The 15757-nt window shown below is 61.9% G+C and carries 15 protein-coding genes and 1 pseudogene; 11 read left to right on the top strand and 5 right to left on the bottom strand.

The window, feature by feature from the left end; all coding sequences use genetic code 11:
* Nucleotides 1–83 precede the first annotated feature (83 nt).
* On the top strand, nucleotides 84–344 hold the full coding sequence (locus IPK59_19320) for a hypothetical protein (protein MBK8160815.1): 261 nt from the start codon (nucleotides 84–86) through the stop codon (nucleotides 342–344).
* Nucleotides 345–350: 6 nt separating this feature from the next.
* Here the strand turns inward: IPK59_19320 and IPK59_19315 are convergent, their stop codons facing one another.
* Entirely contained in the window at nucleotides 351–809 is a 459-nt protein-coding gene (locus IPK59_19315) for a pyridoxamine 5'-phosphate oxidase family protein (protein MBK8160814.1), read from the bottom strand.
* A 167-nt stretch (nucleotides 810–976) separates the two neighbouring features.
* On the opposite strand from IPK59_19315, the gene IPK59_19310 reads away from it, so the two are divergent.
* The 10 genes and pseudogenes from IPK59_19310 to IPK59_19265 all read left to right on the top strand — a co-directional run bounded on the left by IPK59_19310 (nucleotide 977) and on the right by IPK59_19265 (nucleotide 12192).
* Nucleotides 977–1672, top strand: a complete 696-nt coding sequence (locus IPK59_19310; protein ID MBK8160813.1) for a response regulator transcription factor — start codon at nucleotides 977–979, stop codon at nucleotides 1670–1672.
* Between the two features lie 24 nt (nucleotides 1673–1696).
* Nucleotides 1697–3523 (top strand): stimulus-sensing domain-containing protein, encoded by a 1827-nt coding sequence (locus IPK59_19305; protein MBK8160812.1) that lies wholly within the window; start codon nucleotides 1697–1699, stop codon nucleotides 3521–3523.
* Between the two features lie 6 nt (nucleotides 3524–3529).
* Nucleotides 3530–4120 carry an HPr kinase/phosphatase C-terminal domain-containing protein gene (locus tag IPK59_19300; GenBank protein ID MBK8160811.1) on the top strand — a complete coding sequence of 197 codons (591 nt, stop codon included), beginning with the start codon at nucleotides 3530–3532 and terminating at the stop codon, nucleotides 4118–4120.
* Nucleotides 4096–4974 (top strand): RNase adapter RapZ, encoded by an 879-nt coding sequence (gene rapZ / locus IPK59_19295; GenBank protein MBK8160810.1) that lies wholly within the window; start codon nucleotides 4096–4098, stop codon nucleotides 4972–4974. The genes IPK59_19300 and rapZ overlap by 25 nt, the downstream gene beginning before the upstream one ends.
* A 139-nt stretch (nucleotides 4975–5113) precedes the next feature.
* Nucleotides 5114–5521, top strand: a complete 408-nt coding sequence (locus IPK59_19290; protein MBK8160809.1) for a PTS sugar transporter subunit IIA — start codon at nucleotides 5114–5116, stop codon at nucleotides 5519–5521.
* Nucleotides 5522–5533: 12 nt separating this feature from the next.
* The gene (locus tag IPK59_19285) at nucleotides 5534–5815 is read left to right on the top strand and encodes an HPr family phosphocarrier protein (protein MBK8160808.1); all 282 of its coding nucleotides are present in this window, start codon (nucleotides 5534–5536) and stop codon (nucleotides 5813–5815) included.
* A gap of 10 nt (nucleotides 5816–5825) precedes the next feature.
* Nucleotides 5826–7648: pseudogene (gene ptsP, locus IPK59_19280) on the top strand (phosphoenolpyruvate--protein phosphotransferase).
* 4 nt (nucleotides 7649–7652) lie between these two features.
* On the top strand, nucleotides 7653–8330 hold the full coding sequence (locus tag IPK59_19275) for a TIGR02117 family protein (GenBank protein MBK8160807.1): 678 nt from the start codon (nucleotides 7653–7655) through the stop codon (nucleotides 8328–8330).
* A gap of 129 nt (nucleotides 8331–8459) precedes the next feature.
* Nucleotides 8460–9755: an adenosylhomocysteinase gene (locus tag IPK59_19270; GenBank protein ID MBK8160806.1), complete on the top strand. Its 1296-nt coding sequence runs from the start codon at nucleotides 8460–8462 to the stop codon at nucleotides 9753–9755.
* 175 nt (nucleotides 9756–9930) lie between these two features.
* Nucleotides 9931–12192, top strand: coding sequence for a PAS-domain containing protein (locus tag IPK59_19265; protein ID MBK8160805.1), 2262 nt, complete (start codon nucleotides 9931–9933; stop codon nucleotides 12190–12192).
* 14 nt (nucleotides 12193–12206) lie between these two features.
* Here the strand turns inward: IPK59_19265 and IPK59_19260 are convergent, their stop codons facing one another.
* The 4 genes from IPK59_19260 to IPK59_19245 form a co-directional block, all read right to left on the bottom strand.
* Nucleotides 12207–12758, bottom strand: coding sequence for a response regulator (locus IPK59_19260; protein ID MBK8160804.1), 552 nt, complete (start codon nucleotides 12756–12758; stop codon nucleotides 12207–12209).
* The gene (locus IPK59_19255) at nucleotides 12755–13378 is read right to left on the bottom strand and encodes a HAMP domain-containing histidine kinase (protein ID MBK8160803.1); all 624 of its coding nucleotides are present in this window, start codon (nucleotides 13376–13378) and stop codon (nucleotides 12755–12757) included. The genes IPK59_19260 and IPK59_19255 overlap by 4 nt, the downstream gene beginning before the upstream one ends.
* Complete coding sequence (locus IPK59_19250) at nucleotides 13375–14019, bottom strand: PAS domain S-box protein (protein MBK8160802.1); 645 nt, start codon at nucleotides 14017–14019, stop codon at nucleotides 13375–13377. The genes IPK59_19255 and IPK59_19250 overlap by 4 nt, the downstream gene beginning before the upstream one ends.
* A 164-nt stretch (nucleotides 14020–14183) precedes the next feature.
* On the bottom strand, nucleotides 14184–15752 hold the full coding sequence (locus IPK59_19245) for a PAS domain S-box protein (GenBank protein MBK8160801.1): 1569 nt from the start codon (nucleotides 15750–15752) through the stop codon (nucleotides 14184–14186).
* Between the last annotated feature and the right edge of the window lie 5 nt (nucleotides 15753–15757).

The following is a 15757-nucleotide window of genomic DNA, read 5'->3' as shown; positions in this document are numbered from 1 at the left end:
TCAAACCCCGCTACCTCACTGGTAGCGGGGTTTTTCTTTGCACCGATCTTGAACGATTACGTCGACAGGGCCAATTACCCGTAATGAGCGACGCGGGCGATCTCCTGGAAGCCATCCTTCGGATATTCGGACGGATCATTGGTTGGGTCGCTCGGTTACTTTTCGAGTTTGTGGTTGAGGTCTTGTTTGAATTCATCCTGCGGCTTGGCGAAGCCATCGCGGCGTTCCTGCAACGATGCCGGCTTCCGCGCTGGCTGGCGGGTCTCCTGGCGTTTCTGCTTGTTCTGGCGATGGTAGCTGCACCGATCGCGTTGCTGATCGCCCTTCTGAGGTTCGCCGCCTAAGCCGCGTCAGCGGGCCGCCAGATCTTCAGCGCCCAGCCGATGAATGCGACCGAATCCGGCGACCAGCAGCGCCTCGCGCAAGGTGAAGCGGTAGAAGCGGAAATCCTTGAAGCCGGCATATAGGTCGGCGGATGGATGACGCGCCAGGTAAGCCTCGCGATCAGCTGCTGCTTCCGTGACGCTGACCTCGCCCAGAAGCGTCACCCGCGGCCCGGTGAGGGGTTCGTCACGGCCCGCGGTGCCGTCGAACAGCAGCGACGCCTTCGACTCGCCCTGCAGGTTCTTGACGTGATCGGAGAGGTCGGAGAGCAGCAGAAGTGGGCATCCGCCGCCATCAAGGGCCGGCACCACCAGGCTGACAAAGGGATATTTGTTGCCGTCGCGATCGGCCATGGTCCCAAAATAGGCCTTGGGAAGGTTCATCAGTCGGCGAATTTCGTCTTTGAGATCAAGTAGTTCAGCCATTTTTCCTGCTCGCCCGGGTGGTGTGGCGATGATCTTGCCACAATCTAAGCAAATACTTGAGCGGCCTAGCAATTGTGCCGATTGCGCCCCATTTCTGTCATCATTGGCGTCAATCTTGGCAAGGCCTGCTGAATTCTATACTTGTTCCCACGCCAAGGAGGACCTCCGTGCCGCAGACGATTGCGCTTGTCGACGACGACCGAAACATCCTGACGTCCGTCACCATCACCCTGGAGGCGGAGGGCTTTGCCGTGCGCACCTACAGCGATGGTGCCGAAGCGCTGCGTGGGCTTGCCAGCCAGCCGGTGGATCTCGCCGTCCTCGACATCAAGATGCCGCGCATGGACGGAATGGAACTGCTTGAGAAGCTGCGCAAGACATCGTCGCTGCCGGTGATCTTCCTCACGTCGAAGGATGACGAAGTCGACGAGTTGATGGGCCTGCGCATGGGCGCAGACGATTACATCAAGAAGCCGTTCTCGCAGCGCCTGTTGATCGAACGCATCCGTTCCATCCTGCGCCGCGAGGAAAGCCGCAATTCCACAACGCAGACCGGCGAGGCGGCTTTGCTGCGCGGCCCGCTGATGATGGACCCCACGCGCCATTTGTGCACTTGGGACGGCCAGCCGATCGAGCTAACGGTCACCGAGTTCCTGTTGCTGAAAGCGCTGGCCCAGCGCCCTGGTCACGTGAAGAGCCGCGACCAGCTGATGGATTCCGCCTATGGCGAGAACATCTATGTCGACGACCGCACCATCGACAGCCACATCAAGCGGCTGCGCAAGAAATTCAAGGCGGTTATCGGCGAGTTCAATCATATCGAGACCCTCTATGGCGTCGGCTATCGCTACAAAGAGAGCTGATATGCAAGCTCTGCCGCGGCCGAGATGAGCGAGGCTTCGCGCAGCGACGAGCTCGAACGTTGGCGCCTGCCATTGTCTTCGGCCCGCGCCGAGACGGCTAAGAAGGGCGCTTCACCCGGCTTCTGGCGGCGTCGTGCGAAGCCTGTGCGGACTGAGCCGGAGCTCCGTCCGGTTCCGTCACGCCTGGTTGAGGAAGCAGCGCCGCCGCCTGCAAGGCCGGCAAAGGAAAAGCTCAAACCGAAACGCCTGCCGGCTTCCCGCCGGTCGCTCTGGCAATCGCCGCTCACCCGCCGCATCTTGCTCCTCAACATCATGGCGCTGCTGGTGCCCGTCCTGGGGCTCCTCTATCTGCCGACGTATCGCGACAGTTTGCTGCAGTCCGAACTCGAATTGCTGAAGACCGAAGGTTCGCTGTTCTCCGGTGCGCTGGCGGCAAGCGGTGTTGTGACGGGACCGCTGGGTGAAGAAAAGCTGGTGCCGGAAACGTCGCGCCAGACGATCCGTCGCCTGGTCGATGTCTCCAAGACACGCGCGCGGCTGTTCACGCCCGATGGCACGATGGTGGCCGACAGCTTCCTGCTCTCCGGCCCGGGCGGTATCGTCACCATCACGCCTTTGCCACCGCTCGATCCCAATGAAAGCCTGGTCTGGAAATGGGTCGCCGGCACCGATGATTGGGTGTTCGATCGCCTGCCCAGCAGCCGCATCCTGCAGCCCTATCAGGAAGCGGCCGTGCAGAATGCCGCCGACTACCAGGAAGTCGTGAAGGCGATGGGCGGCGAGCCGATGACCTTCGTGCGCGATGCCGGCAAGGGCAAGATGATCCTCTCCGCCGCCGTGCCGGTGCAGCGCTATCGGCAGGTATTGGGCGCCTTGCTGCTGACCAAGCCTGGCGACGATATCGAGGCGACGCTGCGCGACACGCGCCTCACCATTCTTGGCGTCTCGGGCATCGCATTGGGCGTCACGGTTCTGTTGTCGCTCTACCTTGCCAGTACCATCGCCTTGCCGATCCATCGCCTCGCCGATGCAGCCGACCGTGTGCGCCGCGACAAGGGCCGGCAAAAAACCATTCCGGATCTCTCCGCGCGCGGTGACGAGATCGGCGATCTCTCCGGGGCCCTCCGCGACATGACAGAGGCTGTCTGGCGACGTATGGATGCGATCGAGGGATTTGCCGCCGACGTGGCGCATGAGATCAAGAATCCGCTGACCTCCTTGCGCAGTGCCGTCGAGACTGTAGCGCGGGTCGAAGATCCGACGCAGCAGAAGAAGCTGATGAGCATCATTCTCGATGACGTGCAGCGGCTCGATCGCCTGATCAGCGACATCTCGGATGCCTCACGCATCGATGCGGAAATGTCGCGCGCGGAATCGGCGCCGGTGAAGCTGCGCGACCTGGTGCTGGCGGTTGCCGACATTCACGCCGCGACCGGCCAGGAATCGGCCCCGCAGATCAAGACGCAGTTGCCGGAGGGTGATGCCCTGTCGGTGCTCGGCACCGAAGGACGGCTCGGCCAGGTGGTGCGCAATCTCGTTGCCAACGCCATCTCCTTCAGCCCGCCGCAGGGTGCCATCCTCCTGGCGGCGCGGCGCATCGGGCGTCAGGTTCAGCTCACGGTCGAGGACGAAGGGCCCGGCATTCCGCCGGACAAGCTTGGCGCCATCTTCGAGCGCTTCTATTCGGAACGACCGAAGGGCGAAAAGTTCGGGACCCATTCCGGCCTTGGCCTGTCGATCTCGAAACAGATCGTCGAAGCCTATGGCGGTTCACTCCGCGCTGAAAATCGCGTGGATGCCCAGGGCCGCATCATCGGTGCCCGCTTTACCGTGACCTTGTCGGTGGCGTGAGGTCGAATGTCGAACGCCAAACTGCGCATCGATGGTGTCGCCGTGGCGATCGACGATCAGGCCGTTCTGTTGCGAGGGCAATCGGGCAGCGGCAGATCGGACCTTGCCTTGCGCCTGATCGATGAAGGTGCGCGCCTCATCAGCGATGAGCAGGTCGAATTGCAGCGGCGCGATGGCCGCTTGTTCGTGTCGGTTCCGGAACTCATGCCGGCGGAACTCAAGGGGGTGATCGAGGCGCGCGGCCTCGGGCTGGTGCCGGTCCCCCATGTCGCCGATGCCAAGCCGCTGGCCTGGGTAATTGACATGGCAGCACCCGCGGAGATCGAGCGGCTGCCGGGGGCGCTCACGACTGAATATCTCGGCATCGATGTCGCGCTGCTGAAGCTCGACCCGTCTGCCGTTTCGGCGACCGCGAAGCTGCGGCTTGCCGTGAAATGTGGACCAGCCCATATAATGGGCCGTACACGAAGCGAAGGCCTGCGACACAGCCCGATCCCACGGCCGCGATGCCCAACCAGACTGACGGTCAAACTGACGGCCAAACGGAACCGCATGAGCCCGAGGTGCGTGCGATGCGGCGGCATATCCTGCTGGTGACCGGCCTAGCCGGGGCAGGTCGCTCGACGGCGCTGAAGTGCCTGGAAGATATTGGCTACGAGGCGGTCGACAATCTGCCGCTCGACCTGCTGCCGCATCTGGTGGCTGGCCTCGCCCAGACAACCTTGCCGGCGATGAGCAAACCAATTGCCCTTGGCATCGATTCACGTACCAGCGGCTTCTCAAGCGACGGCTTCATCGATCTTGTGCGCCGTCTGAAGGCGGACCGTCGGTTTCGCGTCACCCTGGTCTTCCTCGATTGTGAGGACGAGGTTCTGCGCCGCCGCTATACCGAAACGCGCAGGCGTCATCCGCTGGCGCAGGATCGACCGGTCAGCGACGGCATTCTGCGCGAACGCAATCTGATGCGCACCGTCCGGGCCGAAGCGGATCTGGTCCTCGATACCAGCGACACGGCGATCGGCGACCTCAAGACCATGCTGGTGGGGCATTTTGGCCTCGCCGCCCGCCCGGATCTCGCCCTCACCATCGTCTCCTTTTCCTATAAACAAGGGTTGCCGCGCGAGGCGGACCTGGTTTTCGACGTGCGGTTCCTGGAAAATCCCTATTACGATCCGGCACTTAGGCCCCTCTCGGGCGAGGATGAGGCAGTTGGCCGCGCGATCGAGGCGGACCCTGCTTTCCCAGGTTTCTTTGCGGCCCTGACTTCCTTATTGTGGCCCCTCTTGCCGGGCTATGAGGGCGAAGGAAAGAGCTATCTGACCATCGCCATCGGCTGCACCGGCGGCCGGCATCGCTCGGTCTTTGTCGCTGGCAGATTGGCCGAATGGCTGCGCGAGCGCGGCCGGTCGGTCACGCTGCGACACCGGGACGTGGGACGCGCCGTATCGTGATGGACAATGTCATCATGGGCGACGTGACCGCGAGCGATGTTGGGATAGGTGGCTGCATGGCTTGCCGCCGGGATCTGATTCCGGACGGGCGAAACAAGGCAGCTTGTCGAATTTGGGGGTATGCGTGGTTCAGACACAGTTGATCGGCATCGTCTTGGTGACGCATGGCAATCTTGCTGCCGAATTTTTAGCCGCGCTGGAGCATGTGGTTGGCAAGCAGGCATCTGCCGCCGCCATCTGCATCGGCCCGGAAGACGATATGGAACAGCGCCGGCGCGAGATCCTCGAAGCCGTGGCGAAATGTGATCAGGGCAAGGGCGTCGTGCTGCTGACCGATATGTTTGGGGGCACGCCCTCCAATCTGGCGATTTCGACGTTGGACAAGGCCAATGTCGAGGTGGTGGCAGGCGTCAATCTGCCGATGTTGATCAAGCTGGCGAGCGTGCGGGGAACCCTGCCGCTGACCGGCGCGGTCACCGCGGCGCAGGAGGCAGGGCGCAAATATATCAACGTCGCCTCGCAGCTTCTCAAAGCCAGCGAATGCTGAGCGGAGGCGCCCATGTCCGACCCTAACACACTCACCGTCCGCGCCCAGATCGCCAATCAAAAGGGCCTGCACGCGCGCGCCGCGGCAAAATTCGTGAAGACGGCCGGAGCCTTCAACTCCGACATCCGCGTCACCAAGGGTGAAATGGATGTGAGTGGTGGTTCCATCATGGGGCTCATGATGCTCGCCGCCAGTATCGGTTCGGAACTCGAGATTCGCGCCCAGGGCAGCGATGCCAAGGCCGCGATCGACGCCCTGGTCGACCTGATCGAACGAAAATTCGATGAAGAATGAGGTGCCGCGCATGCCGCGTCGCACCTCAAAATCGGGAGCGGTAGCTCCAGGAGCCGGCAAGGCCACCCAGGAAAAGGGTGGTGTGCGCGAGGTCCTGCTGGAGGGCCTGGGTGTCTCCGCCGGCATCGCCATCGGCGAAGCCCATGTTGTCGAGATCGGCGTCGTCAATGTCCCTGACTATGAGATTGCCGCCGACGCTGTCGATGCGGAACTCGAACGCTTTCGCGACGCTCTTGCAAAATCGGAGCGGCAACTCCGCAAGCTGAAGAAGAAGAGCGCCGAACTGCATGGCGCCGCGGCGGAGGAACTTGAGTTTCTGCTCGATGCGCATCTGCAGATGCTGTCCGGTTCGCGTGTCGTCCGCGGTGTCGAGAAGCGCATCCTTGAGACGCAGCAGAATGCCGAAGCCGCGGTGCAGGCCGAGATCAATGCCGTCGCCCATGACTTCGAGCATCTCAACGATCCCTATCTCTCGGCCCGCGCCAAGGATGTGCGCGAGGTCGGTGATCGGCTCTTGCGCAATCTCACGAAGACGCCGTTCGAAGCGTTCAAGCACCTGCCTGAAGGGGCGGTGGTCATCGCCGAGGAGTTGACACCGGCCGATACGGCCCTCCTCGACCCGAAGCGCATTCACGGGTTTGCGACCGAACTGGGCGGTGCCGAAAGCCATACCGCCATCATGGCGCGCTCCTTGGCGTTGCCCGCTGTCCTCGGCCTTGCCGGGCTGACCTCGGCAATCAAGACCGGCGATACGGTCATTGTCGACGGCGCCGGCGGACGCGTCTTCATCAATCCGACGCCGGCCAGGCTGGAGGAATTCCATCGCCGCCAGTTGGAACTGGAAAAGACCGAACGCATCCTCGCGCGCCTCAAGAAGCTGCCGGCCATCACCCGTGACGGTCAGCGCATCGGCATGCTGGTCAATCTGGAACTGCCGCGCGAACTCGACATGGCGTTGGCGGCCGGCGCGGAGGGGGTTGGCCTGCTGCGCTCCGAATTCCTGTTCATGAACCGCGTCGATCTGCCGAGTGAAGACGAGCAGACGGAGGCCTATCGTGCGCTGGTCGAAGGCATGGAAGGAAAGCCGGTCACCATCCGCACCCTCGATGTCGGTGGCGACAAGTTGGCGCCGTCCCTGCGTGACCGCCTCGGCGAGACGGCCAATCCGGCGCTGGGTTTGCGGGCCATTCGCTTAGGCTTGCAGGAACGGCCGCTCCTTGAGACGCAGCTGGCCGCCATCCTGCGCGCCAGCGCCTTCGGGCCGGTACGCATCCTGCTGCCGATGATTTCCTCGCTGTCGGAAGTGAAGCAGGTGCGCGAGATCCTGTTGCAGGTCGCCAAGCGCCTGAAGCGCCGTGGCGTCAAGATGGCGGATCCGCTGCCACCCATGGGCGTGATGATCGAGGTGCCAGGGGCCGCCCTGGCAGCCGATGCGCTGGCGCAGGTTTCCGATTTCTTCGCCGTGGTTCCAACGATCTCACCCAGTATACGTTGGCCATCGATCGCGGAGAGGAGCAGGTGGCGCATCTTTACAATCCGCTGCACCCGGCGGTCCTGCGCCTCATCCAGTTTGCGACCGAGGCGGCCCTGCGCGCACGCATTCCCATCAGCGTCTGCGGCGAGATCGCCGGCGACCCTAAATTCGCGCCACTTCTGCTGGGGCTCGGCATCCAGGACCTCTCCATGGCACCGGTCAATCTGCCGCGCGTCAAGCAACGCATCCGCAATATCGATTATCTTGCGGCGACCCGCTGCGCGCGCCTGATCATGGACCAGTGGGATACCGGGCGCATCGCGATGCTGCTCGACGATTTCAACGCTTTGGCGGTGTAGCCAGGTGCGGTTGCTGCGGCGCTGGGGCAAATGGGCCGGCGGCGCGCTGATCGCCCTCGGCCTCATCTACTTTCTGGCGGCGATGGTGCTGGGCTTGATGCCCGGGCAAGCGACATCCCGCGTCGGCCCCGCGGACTATCGTTTCTACGCCTGCGATAATGGCGTTCATGTCGATATCGTCCTGCCCGCGGCAGGCGGCGGGCGCGATTGGTTCGGCATCTTTCCGCCGCGTGACTTTGCCGGCGACATTACCGGCGCCAGCCATCTTGCCCTCGGTTGGGGTGCCAAGGGCTTCTTCGCCACGACCAAGGAATGGCGCGACATTCGCCCTGGCCCCGTCATGCGGGCACTGTTCTGGCAGGACAGCAGCGTGGTCCATGTGACCTATCACGGCGATCCGCAGGGTCTGCCCAATTGCCGGCCCCTAGCCACGGACCAGGCGGGCGCGGAGGCGATGTTCCGCTACATTGATGACAGTCTGGAGGGATCCGTCGGCCAGCCGCGGCGCGAACCCTTGCCCGGCTATGGGGCCCAGGACGCGTTCTACGCCGCCAAGGGACGGTACTCACTGTTCCGGACTTGCAATGTCTGGTCAGCGGAGTTGCTGCGGGAATCGGGCCGCCAGATGGCGCTCTGGTCGCCTTTTTCCTTCCAGGTGATGGGCCTATTAACCTCCCCATAGGCCTTGATTCCACAATTAGATCAGTTAGTTAAACATTAACCACGATCTTTCAAACCAGCGCTTGCCGCTGGATCGGCGGCCTGCTATACGGCGCATATAAATAAATCCTTATCTGATGGAGACCTCCAAATGGCAGCCGCCAATGACTTCAAGGTGAAAGATCTCAGCTTGGCCGAATGGGGCCGCAAGGAGATCGCCATCGCCGAAACCGAAATGCCGGGCCTCATGTCGCTGCGCGCCGAATTCGGGAAGGTACAGCCGCTGAAGGGCGCCCGCATTGCCGGCTGCCTGCACATGACCATCCAGACCGCTGTCCTCATCGAGACGCTGATCGCGCTGGGTGCCGAAGTGCGCTGGTCGTCCTGCAATATCTTCTCGACCCAGGATCATGCCGCCGCGGCCATCGCCGCCAAGAATATTCCGGTCTTTGCCTGGAAGGGCATGACCGAAGAGGAGTTCTGGTGGTGCATCGATGCCACCGTGACCGGCCCGAACGGCTGGAAACCCAACATGGTGCTGGATGACGGCGGCGATCTCACGGTTCTGCTGCACGACAAGCATCCCGATATCCTCAGCGGCATCAAGGGCATCTCGGAAGAAACCACGACTGGTGTGCATCGCCTCTACCAGATGCAGAAGGACGGTTCGTTGAAGGTCCCGGCGATCAACGTCAATGACAGCGTCACGAAGTCGAAGTTCGACAACAAGTATGGCTGCCGCGAGAGCCTGGTCGACGCGATCCGCCGCGCCACCGACGTCATGATGGCCGGCAAGGTCGCCGTCGTCGCCGGTTTCGGCGATGTCGGCAAGGGTTCGGCCGAAAGCCTGCGTCATGCCGGCTGCCGTGTGCTGGTGACCGAAGCCGATCCGATCTGCGCATTGCAGGCCGCGATGGAAGGCTATGAAGTCACCACGATGGAAGATGCCACTACGCGCGGCGACATCTTCGTCACCGCCACCGGCTGCGTCGACGTCATCACGGTCGATCATATGCGCGAAATGAAGGACCGGGCCATCGTCTGCAATATTGGCCATTTCGACAGCGAGATTCAGATCGCGGGCCTGCGCAATTTCAAATGGCACAACGTGAAGCCGCAGGTCGACGAGGTCGAATTCCCGACCGGCCGTCGCATCCTGGTGCTGGCTGAAGGGCGCCTGGTCAATCTCGGCTGCGCCACGGGCCACCCGAGCTTCGTGATGTCCGCCTCCTTCACCAACCAGGTGCTGGCCCAGATCGAGCTGTGGAACAACCACAAGGCCTACAAGAACGAGGTCTATGTCCTGCCCAAGCATCTTGATGAGAAGGTGGCCTTCCTGCATCTCGAAAAGGTCGGTGCCAGGCTCACCAAACTCACCGAAAAGCAGGCCGCCTATCTTGGCGTCGCCGCTGCGGGTCCTTTCAAGCCGGAGCATTACCGCTACTAATGCTGCGATGACCTGAGATTGATGGGGCGCCCCGCCATAGCCGGCCGGGCGCCCTTTTTCTTTGCCGAATTGTCCCAGATGGGTGGCTTGTCACCGGAATCATGCACTCGTAAAGTGCTCACCTATGGGGGACTCGCTGTACCTTTGGATTGGAGTCGGGCTGCTGGGTGGCGGATTGATCGCCGCGGCGGGCCAGGCATGGCGTCTCGCCAAGCAAAAACGCACGCTCGAAGCGAACCTTGCAGCCATGCGGGCCGAAGCAACGGCAACGGAGGCAGCGCGGCAGGATCTGGCCGCGCAGTGGTCGACCGCGCCGCTGGCGCATGTTTACTGGGAAAGAGGCGGACGTGCGACGGTCGACGCGCGCGCGCGCCAATGGCTTGGGCTCCCCGCCGGCGATTGTACCCGGACCGATCTCGTGGCCGAGGTCAGACCGGTCGATCAGGCAGAGTTGCTCAGCGCCATCATGGCTCTCGAAAAGGAGGGGCGTGGCTTCTCCTTTGTGCCGGCTGCCACCGCCGGCACGCGCCTGCATTGGGTCGGCGTCCGTCAGGGGGAGGCCTGTCACCTGTGGCTGAGCGACGTCGGCGACATTGTCGAACCGATTGAGCAGGCCTCCGGCCATGCTGCGAAGACTGCCGGATCGCTCGCGCAACTTCTTGAACAACTACCCTATCCTGTGTGGCGGCGATCTGCGGACCTGACCATCGCCTGGTGCAATCCGGCCTTTGCCCATATCTACGATCTGCCGGTCGAACGCGTGATCAGCGAAGGGCGTGAAATCAATCCGGCGGCCAAGGCGCTGGCCAAGCGCGCACAACGGGTGGGACTTGCGCAATCGGAGAGCCAGCAGCTGGTCGTCAAGGGGCAGCGGCGCCTTTATGACCTCACCGAAGTTCCCTTGCCCGACGGTTCGGTCATCGGTTTCGCCCTCGATCAGACGCAACTCGAAGAAAGCCATGCCGAGCTCGCCCGCCACATCGCGGCCCATGACGATGTCCTGCAGGCGCTGGGTACTGGTATCGTCATCTTTGGCCCCGACAAGCGGGTCAAATTCTTCAACAGTGCTTTCCGTGAGATGTTCAATCTCGATCCCGCTTTCCTACGCCTCGAGCCAACCGTAGACCAGGTGCTCGACATGTTGCGCGAACGGCGACAGATCCCGGAGCAGGCGGACTTCCGCTCCTTCAAGCAGGAATGGAGCCGGCAGATCATGTCGGTGATCGCGCCGTTCGAGGATCTCATGCATGTGCCGAGCGGCGCTACCTATCGGATGTTGGCCTCGCCGCATCCCTTTGGTGGCGTCATTCTCACTTTCGAGGATGTGACCGACAAGCTTGCGCTCGAACGCAACTACAACACCCTGATCGAAGTGCAGAAAGAGACGATCGATCACCTGTTCGAAGGTATTGCCGTGTTCGGCGGCGATGCCCGGCTGAAACTCTACAACCCGGCTTTCGTTCGGCTCTGGAACTTGCGGCCCGAGGATATGGAAGGCGAACCTCACGTCCGGCAGATCGTCGACGCCGTGAAGCCATTCTTCGAGAGTCGCCCGAACTGGGAGGACCTGCGTCGCCGCATCGTCACCGATGTAGCCGAGCGCGAAGTCAAGAACTGGCGCCTGGAACGCATCGACGGCAAGATCATCGACATTGCCGCGATCCCTCTCGCCGATGGCGGCAGGCTGTTCAAATACACCGACGTCACCGACAGCATCAACATGGAGCGTGCGCTGACCGAGCGCAACGAGGCGTTGATGGCGGCCGACCGGTTGAAGTCGGAGTTCATCGCCAATGTCTCCTATGAATTCCGCACACCGCTCAATGCCATCATCGGCTATGCGGAGCTGCTGGCGCGGCAGTATTTCGGCGATATGAACGAGCGCCAGCTGGAATATGCCTCGGCGATCCTTGATTCGGCGCAGAACCTCATCCTGATGATCGGCGATGTCATCGACGTGGCGGCGATCGAGGCGGGCTATATCCATCTTGAGCCGACAATGGTCGATGTGCGGCAACTGACGGAATCGATCGCCCGGCTGTTCCAGCAGCGGGCGCGCAGCCGCAACATCGACCTGTTGATCGAAGTGGCGCCCGATATCGGCGCCATTCGTGCCGATCCGCAGCGTCTCAAACAGGCGCTGGGCAATTTGCTCAGTGCCGCTATCGGTGCAGCGCCTGGCGGGCGGACCATTGTCGTCGCTGCCAATCGTGGCGAAGAGACGATGGATATCAGTGTCGCGGTGCAGGGCGCCCAGGATGATTTCGGTGTCGATGTCGGTCCAGACGCCGATTCCTCCCAGGCGCGGAGCTCAACCCGCGGCCTTGGCGTGGCACTGGCCCGCACCTTGATCGAACTGCATGGTGGCAAGCTGGTGACCGAAACCGGACCGCAGGGGCGGCGGATCGTCTGCGCGCTGCCGCTGGCGGTTGCCTGAAGAATCCCGCCTAGTCAGGTCGCCAGGTTTGATCCGCCAAGGATGGTGTCGAGGGCGCCGATCAGCACCTGCCGGGTCACCGTCGACTTGGTGAGATAGCCGCTGACATCATATTGTGCACGCACCACCTGTTCCGGTGCCTGTCCCGGCTGCCCGGTGTGGAGCAGGACGGGGAGGTCGCGCATGACCGGCAGAGTGCGGATTTCCTCCAGCAGCGCGAGGCCGGCATCGGCCGTTTCCATCACCACATCGAGCAGGACCAGATCCACCACCTGTGAACCGCCCAGCAGCAGCGCGCGCGCTTCGGCCGCAGACGCGCAATGGCATAGTTGCAGGGGCCTCCCATGAATCTTCACCATCATCAATGCAAGCTCGACAGCGCGATGCACCTCGAGATCATCGTCCACGACCAGGATTGACCAGGGCTGGGCGTACCTGGCCAGGGCAATTTCATTTTCGTCGTCGTCGAACTCGAATGGCTCATCTTCCGCCAACGGCTTCAGACGGAGCAGAATCCAGCGCGCCGTATCTTCGCCTTCCGGGGTCGGCAGGGATGGGCCCGTCATGAAATTGCCTCTGCTCTGGGCTCCACCGGCCGCGATGGGGTATTGCGCGGCATCGCAATGGAGAATGTCGTGCCGCATCCGGGCTCGCTTTTTACGGCGATGCTGCCGGCAAGAATGTCGGCCACGATGTTGTGGACGATATGGAGGCCGAGACCGCTGCCGCCCTGGCCGAGTTTGGAGGTGTAGAACGGGTCAAAGATCCGCCCCAACGTCGCTGCCTCCATGCCGGCGCCGTTGTCGCTGATCTCCAAGCGGAAATGGGTGGCATCCGTCGGCGTTGCGGAGATGCGAATCCACCGCTTGCCAGGGCCGCCCGGCATGTCTTTGGGAAAGGCGTGGACCAGCGCATTGTTGATGAGATTGGTCAGAACCTGGCCCAGCGGCCCGGGATAGGAATCCAGCACGAGATCTGCCGGGATGGAAATATGGGTTGCGACGCCGCTCCGCTTCAGGCTGGGATGCATCGTGGTTACGATTTCGTCGACCACTTCGGTAAGATGAAACTGCCGGCGCTGCGAGCTGGTCTGGTCGACTGCAACCTGTTTGAAGCTCTGGATGAGGCCGGCTAACCGTTCGATGTTGCGATTGGCAATGTCGACACCCAGCTTCATCTGTTTCACAAAGCCCTCAAGCGCCGAGCGCGAAAGCTTGCCGGCAAGCTCGCTTTGGAATTCCGTGATTGCCCCGACCAAGGTCGATGTTGCGAGGCTGGCATTGCCGACCGGTGTGCTGATCTCATGGGCGACACCGGCGACAAGGCTGCCAAGCGAGGCCAACTTCTCTGCTCGCATGAGGCCTTGAATGGCCGCCTGCAGCTCAGCCGTGCGCTCGCTGACAAACCCTCCAGATCCTCATTCAGGCGCTTCTGCGCCGCCTGCACTTGGCGCCGTTCGGTGATGTCTTCGACGATCGTCCATTTGAAGGCATCACCTTCCGGCCCTGACACCAGCACGGTCGAGGTAGAGACCTCGACAAGACTCCCGTCCTTGCGACGATAAGCTTTTTCATAGGCGGGAATCAGGCCGGTTTCATGCAACTGGCGAAGGCGTTCCGGCTCTTCCTCCAGGTATTGCTGCGGGATGATGTCATAGCAGGTGAGGGTCAGAATCTCGTCGCGCTCATATCCGACGATCTTCAAAAATGCATCGTTAACCTCAGTGTATCGCCCCTCCATGTCCTGAAGGTTGATGCCGAGCGGACTGAGCGCAAACAAAGAGCGAAGCTTCTCCTCGCTGGCGCGCAGTTCTTCCTGGCGGCGCAATTGCTCGGTGATATCGTGTTGAACGCCGAGTACGCCCCTTCACTTGTCCGTTTTCCGAGACAAGGGGAACCTTGTCGACTTCGAACCAGCGATGGCACCCATTGGTGTCAGGATAGGAAGCGAGTTGGTCAAGGATCGGCAAAGCTGTGCGGGCAACTTCCCGGTCAACGGCGATCATGCCCATGGCGCCATCGCGCCAGACGAGATCGAAATCGGTCTTGCCGACAATATCCCGAGGATCGGCAAGACCTGCATCTGTCGCGAATTGGCGATTGCAGCCGAGATAGACCGAATCCAGATCCTTCCAGAATACGCGTGAGGGGATTGTATCTAGCACGAACTGCAGCATGCGTTGCGAGTTCGCGGGCTGCCTGGGCCGCTTCCTTGATGTCTGTCACGTCCTGGACCGACGTCAGAAGAGCGTCGACGCCGGCAAATTCAAAGGTGCGACCCCAGAGTATGCATTGACGGCGATCACCGCCGCGGCGACTGATCTGGACCGGCATGGATTTAACCTCGCCGGAGGTGCGTACCTGCTGGATCATCGCGTTGCGTTCGACCAGGTCGACCCAGAGTGAAAGATCGATGGTGGTGTGGCCCAAAGCTTCAGCGCGGGTATATCCAGTGATCTGTTCAAAGCCCGGATTGACTTCGAGAATGCGGCCGTCCGAGAGTGCTGTGATCAGGATGGCGTCCGGCGACTGCAATAGAACGCGCGATAGCATTTCTTCGGATTGACGCAGGCGATGTGCAATCCGATTTCTCTCGGTGATATCGGAGGCGATCCCCAGAAATCCCTCGACCTCGCCATTGGCGGCACGGATGGCCGTAGTTGAGACAAGTACTGTCATGCGCGACCCGTCGCGCCGGACATAGATCCATTCGTCTTCATTCGGCAGGCCGGCCAAGGTCTTGGCCACGAAGACGCCGAAGCCGGGTTCGATTTCGCGATTGAACTGCGTGGTCAGGATTGCCGCGCGATAGGCAACCTCCGCCGCGTCGTGGAAGAGTGCCGGCGTCGCTTTGTTGACAATTTCGTCGGCGCGATAACCCAACATCTGCTCGGCGGCGCGATTGAAGAAGGTGATCGTGCCGTTGGGATCCGTGGCAATGACCGCATAGGCCGCATTGTGGAGAATGGCGGTCTGCAGCGCCGCTGTTGACGCGGAACGTTGCTCCAGCGCCGATTTCTGCTGGTTCACGGAAGTCAGCGCGAGATAACTGCAGACCCCGCGGGCCAGGGCTGAATCGCTCGGATGCCAGGCCCGCAGAGGCCCAACCCGTTCGAAGCTGAAAATGCCGACATCTTCGCCGGAAACGCGGATGACATGCTCGAGCAACGCGGCAATGTCATATTCCTTGAGATAGCCATCATGGGCGCCGGTGAGGCGTGGGTCGGTCAGCGCGTTATCGCTCACGATCTGTGCGGAACCGTGCAAGGCGGCCAGTTCGTCGACGATTTGCTCGGAGGGTATGGCGATTTCGGGACATTGGCGCCCGGTCAAACCGTCATAGCGGACGATGCTGCGCAGGAATTTTCGGTCGGCGTCCAGCATCCAGACGGTGACATAGCGGGCATCGACAAGATCCAGGCACCGCCGACACACCAGTTCGGCAACGGTCTTGAACTCACCCTTCTGCACGGCCGGGAGACGCGCCAGTTCCGCCAGGAAGGCGACACTTGCCGCCGATACCGGCGCTGAATTCTCGGTGGGAATGGCTGTGGCTGACACCAATG

This window comes from Rhodospirillaceae bacterium (genome assembly GCA_016712715.1).
Lineage (GTDB): Bacteria > Pseudomonadota > Alphaproteobacteria > Dongiales > Dongiaceae > Dongia.
Note: the sequence above shows the minus strand (reverse complement) of the source record. Positions and strands in the feature narration are given on the sequence as shown.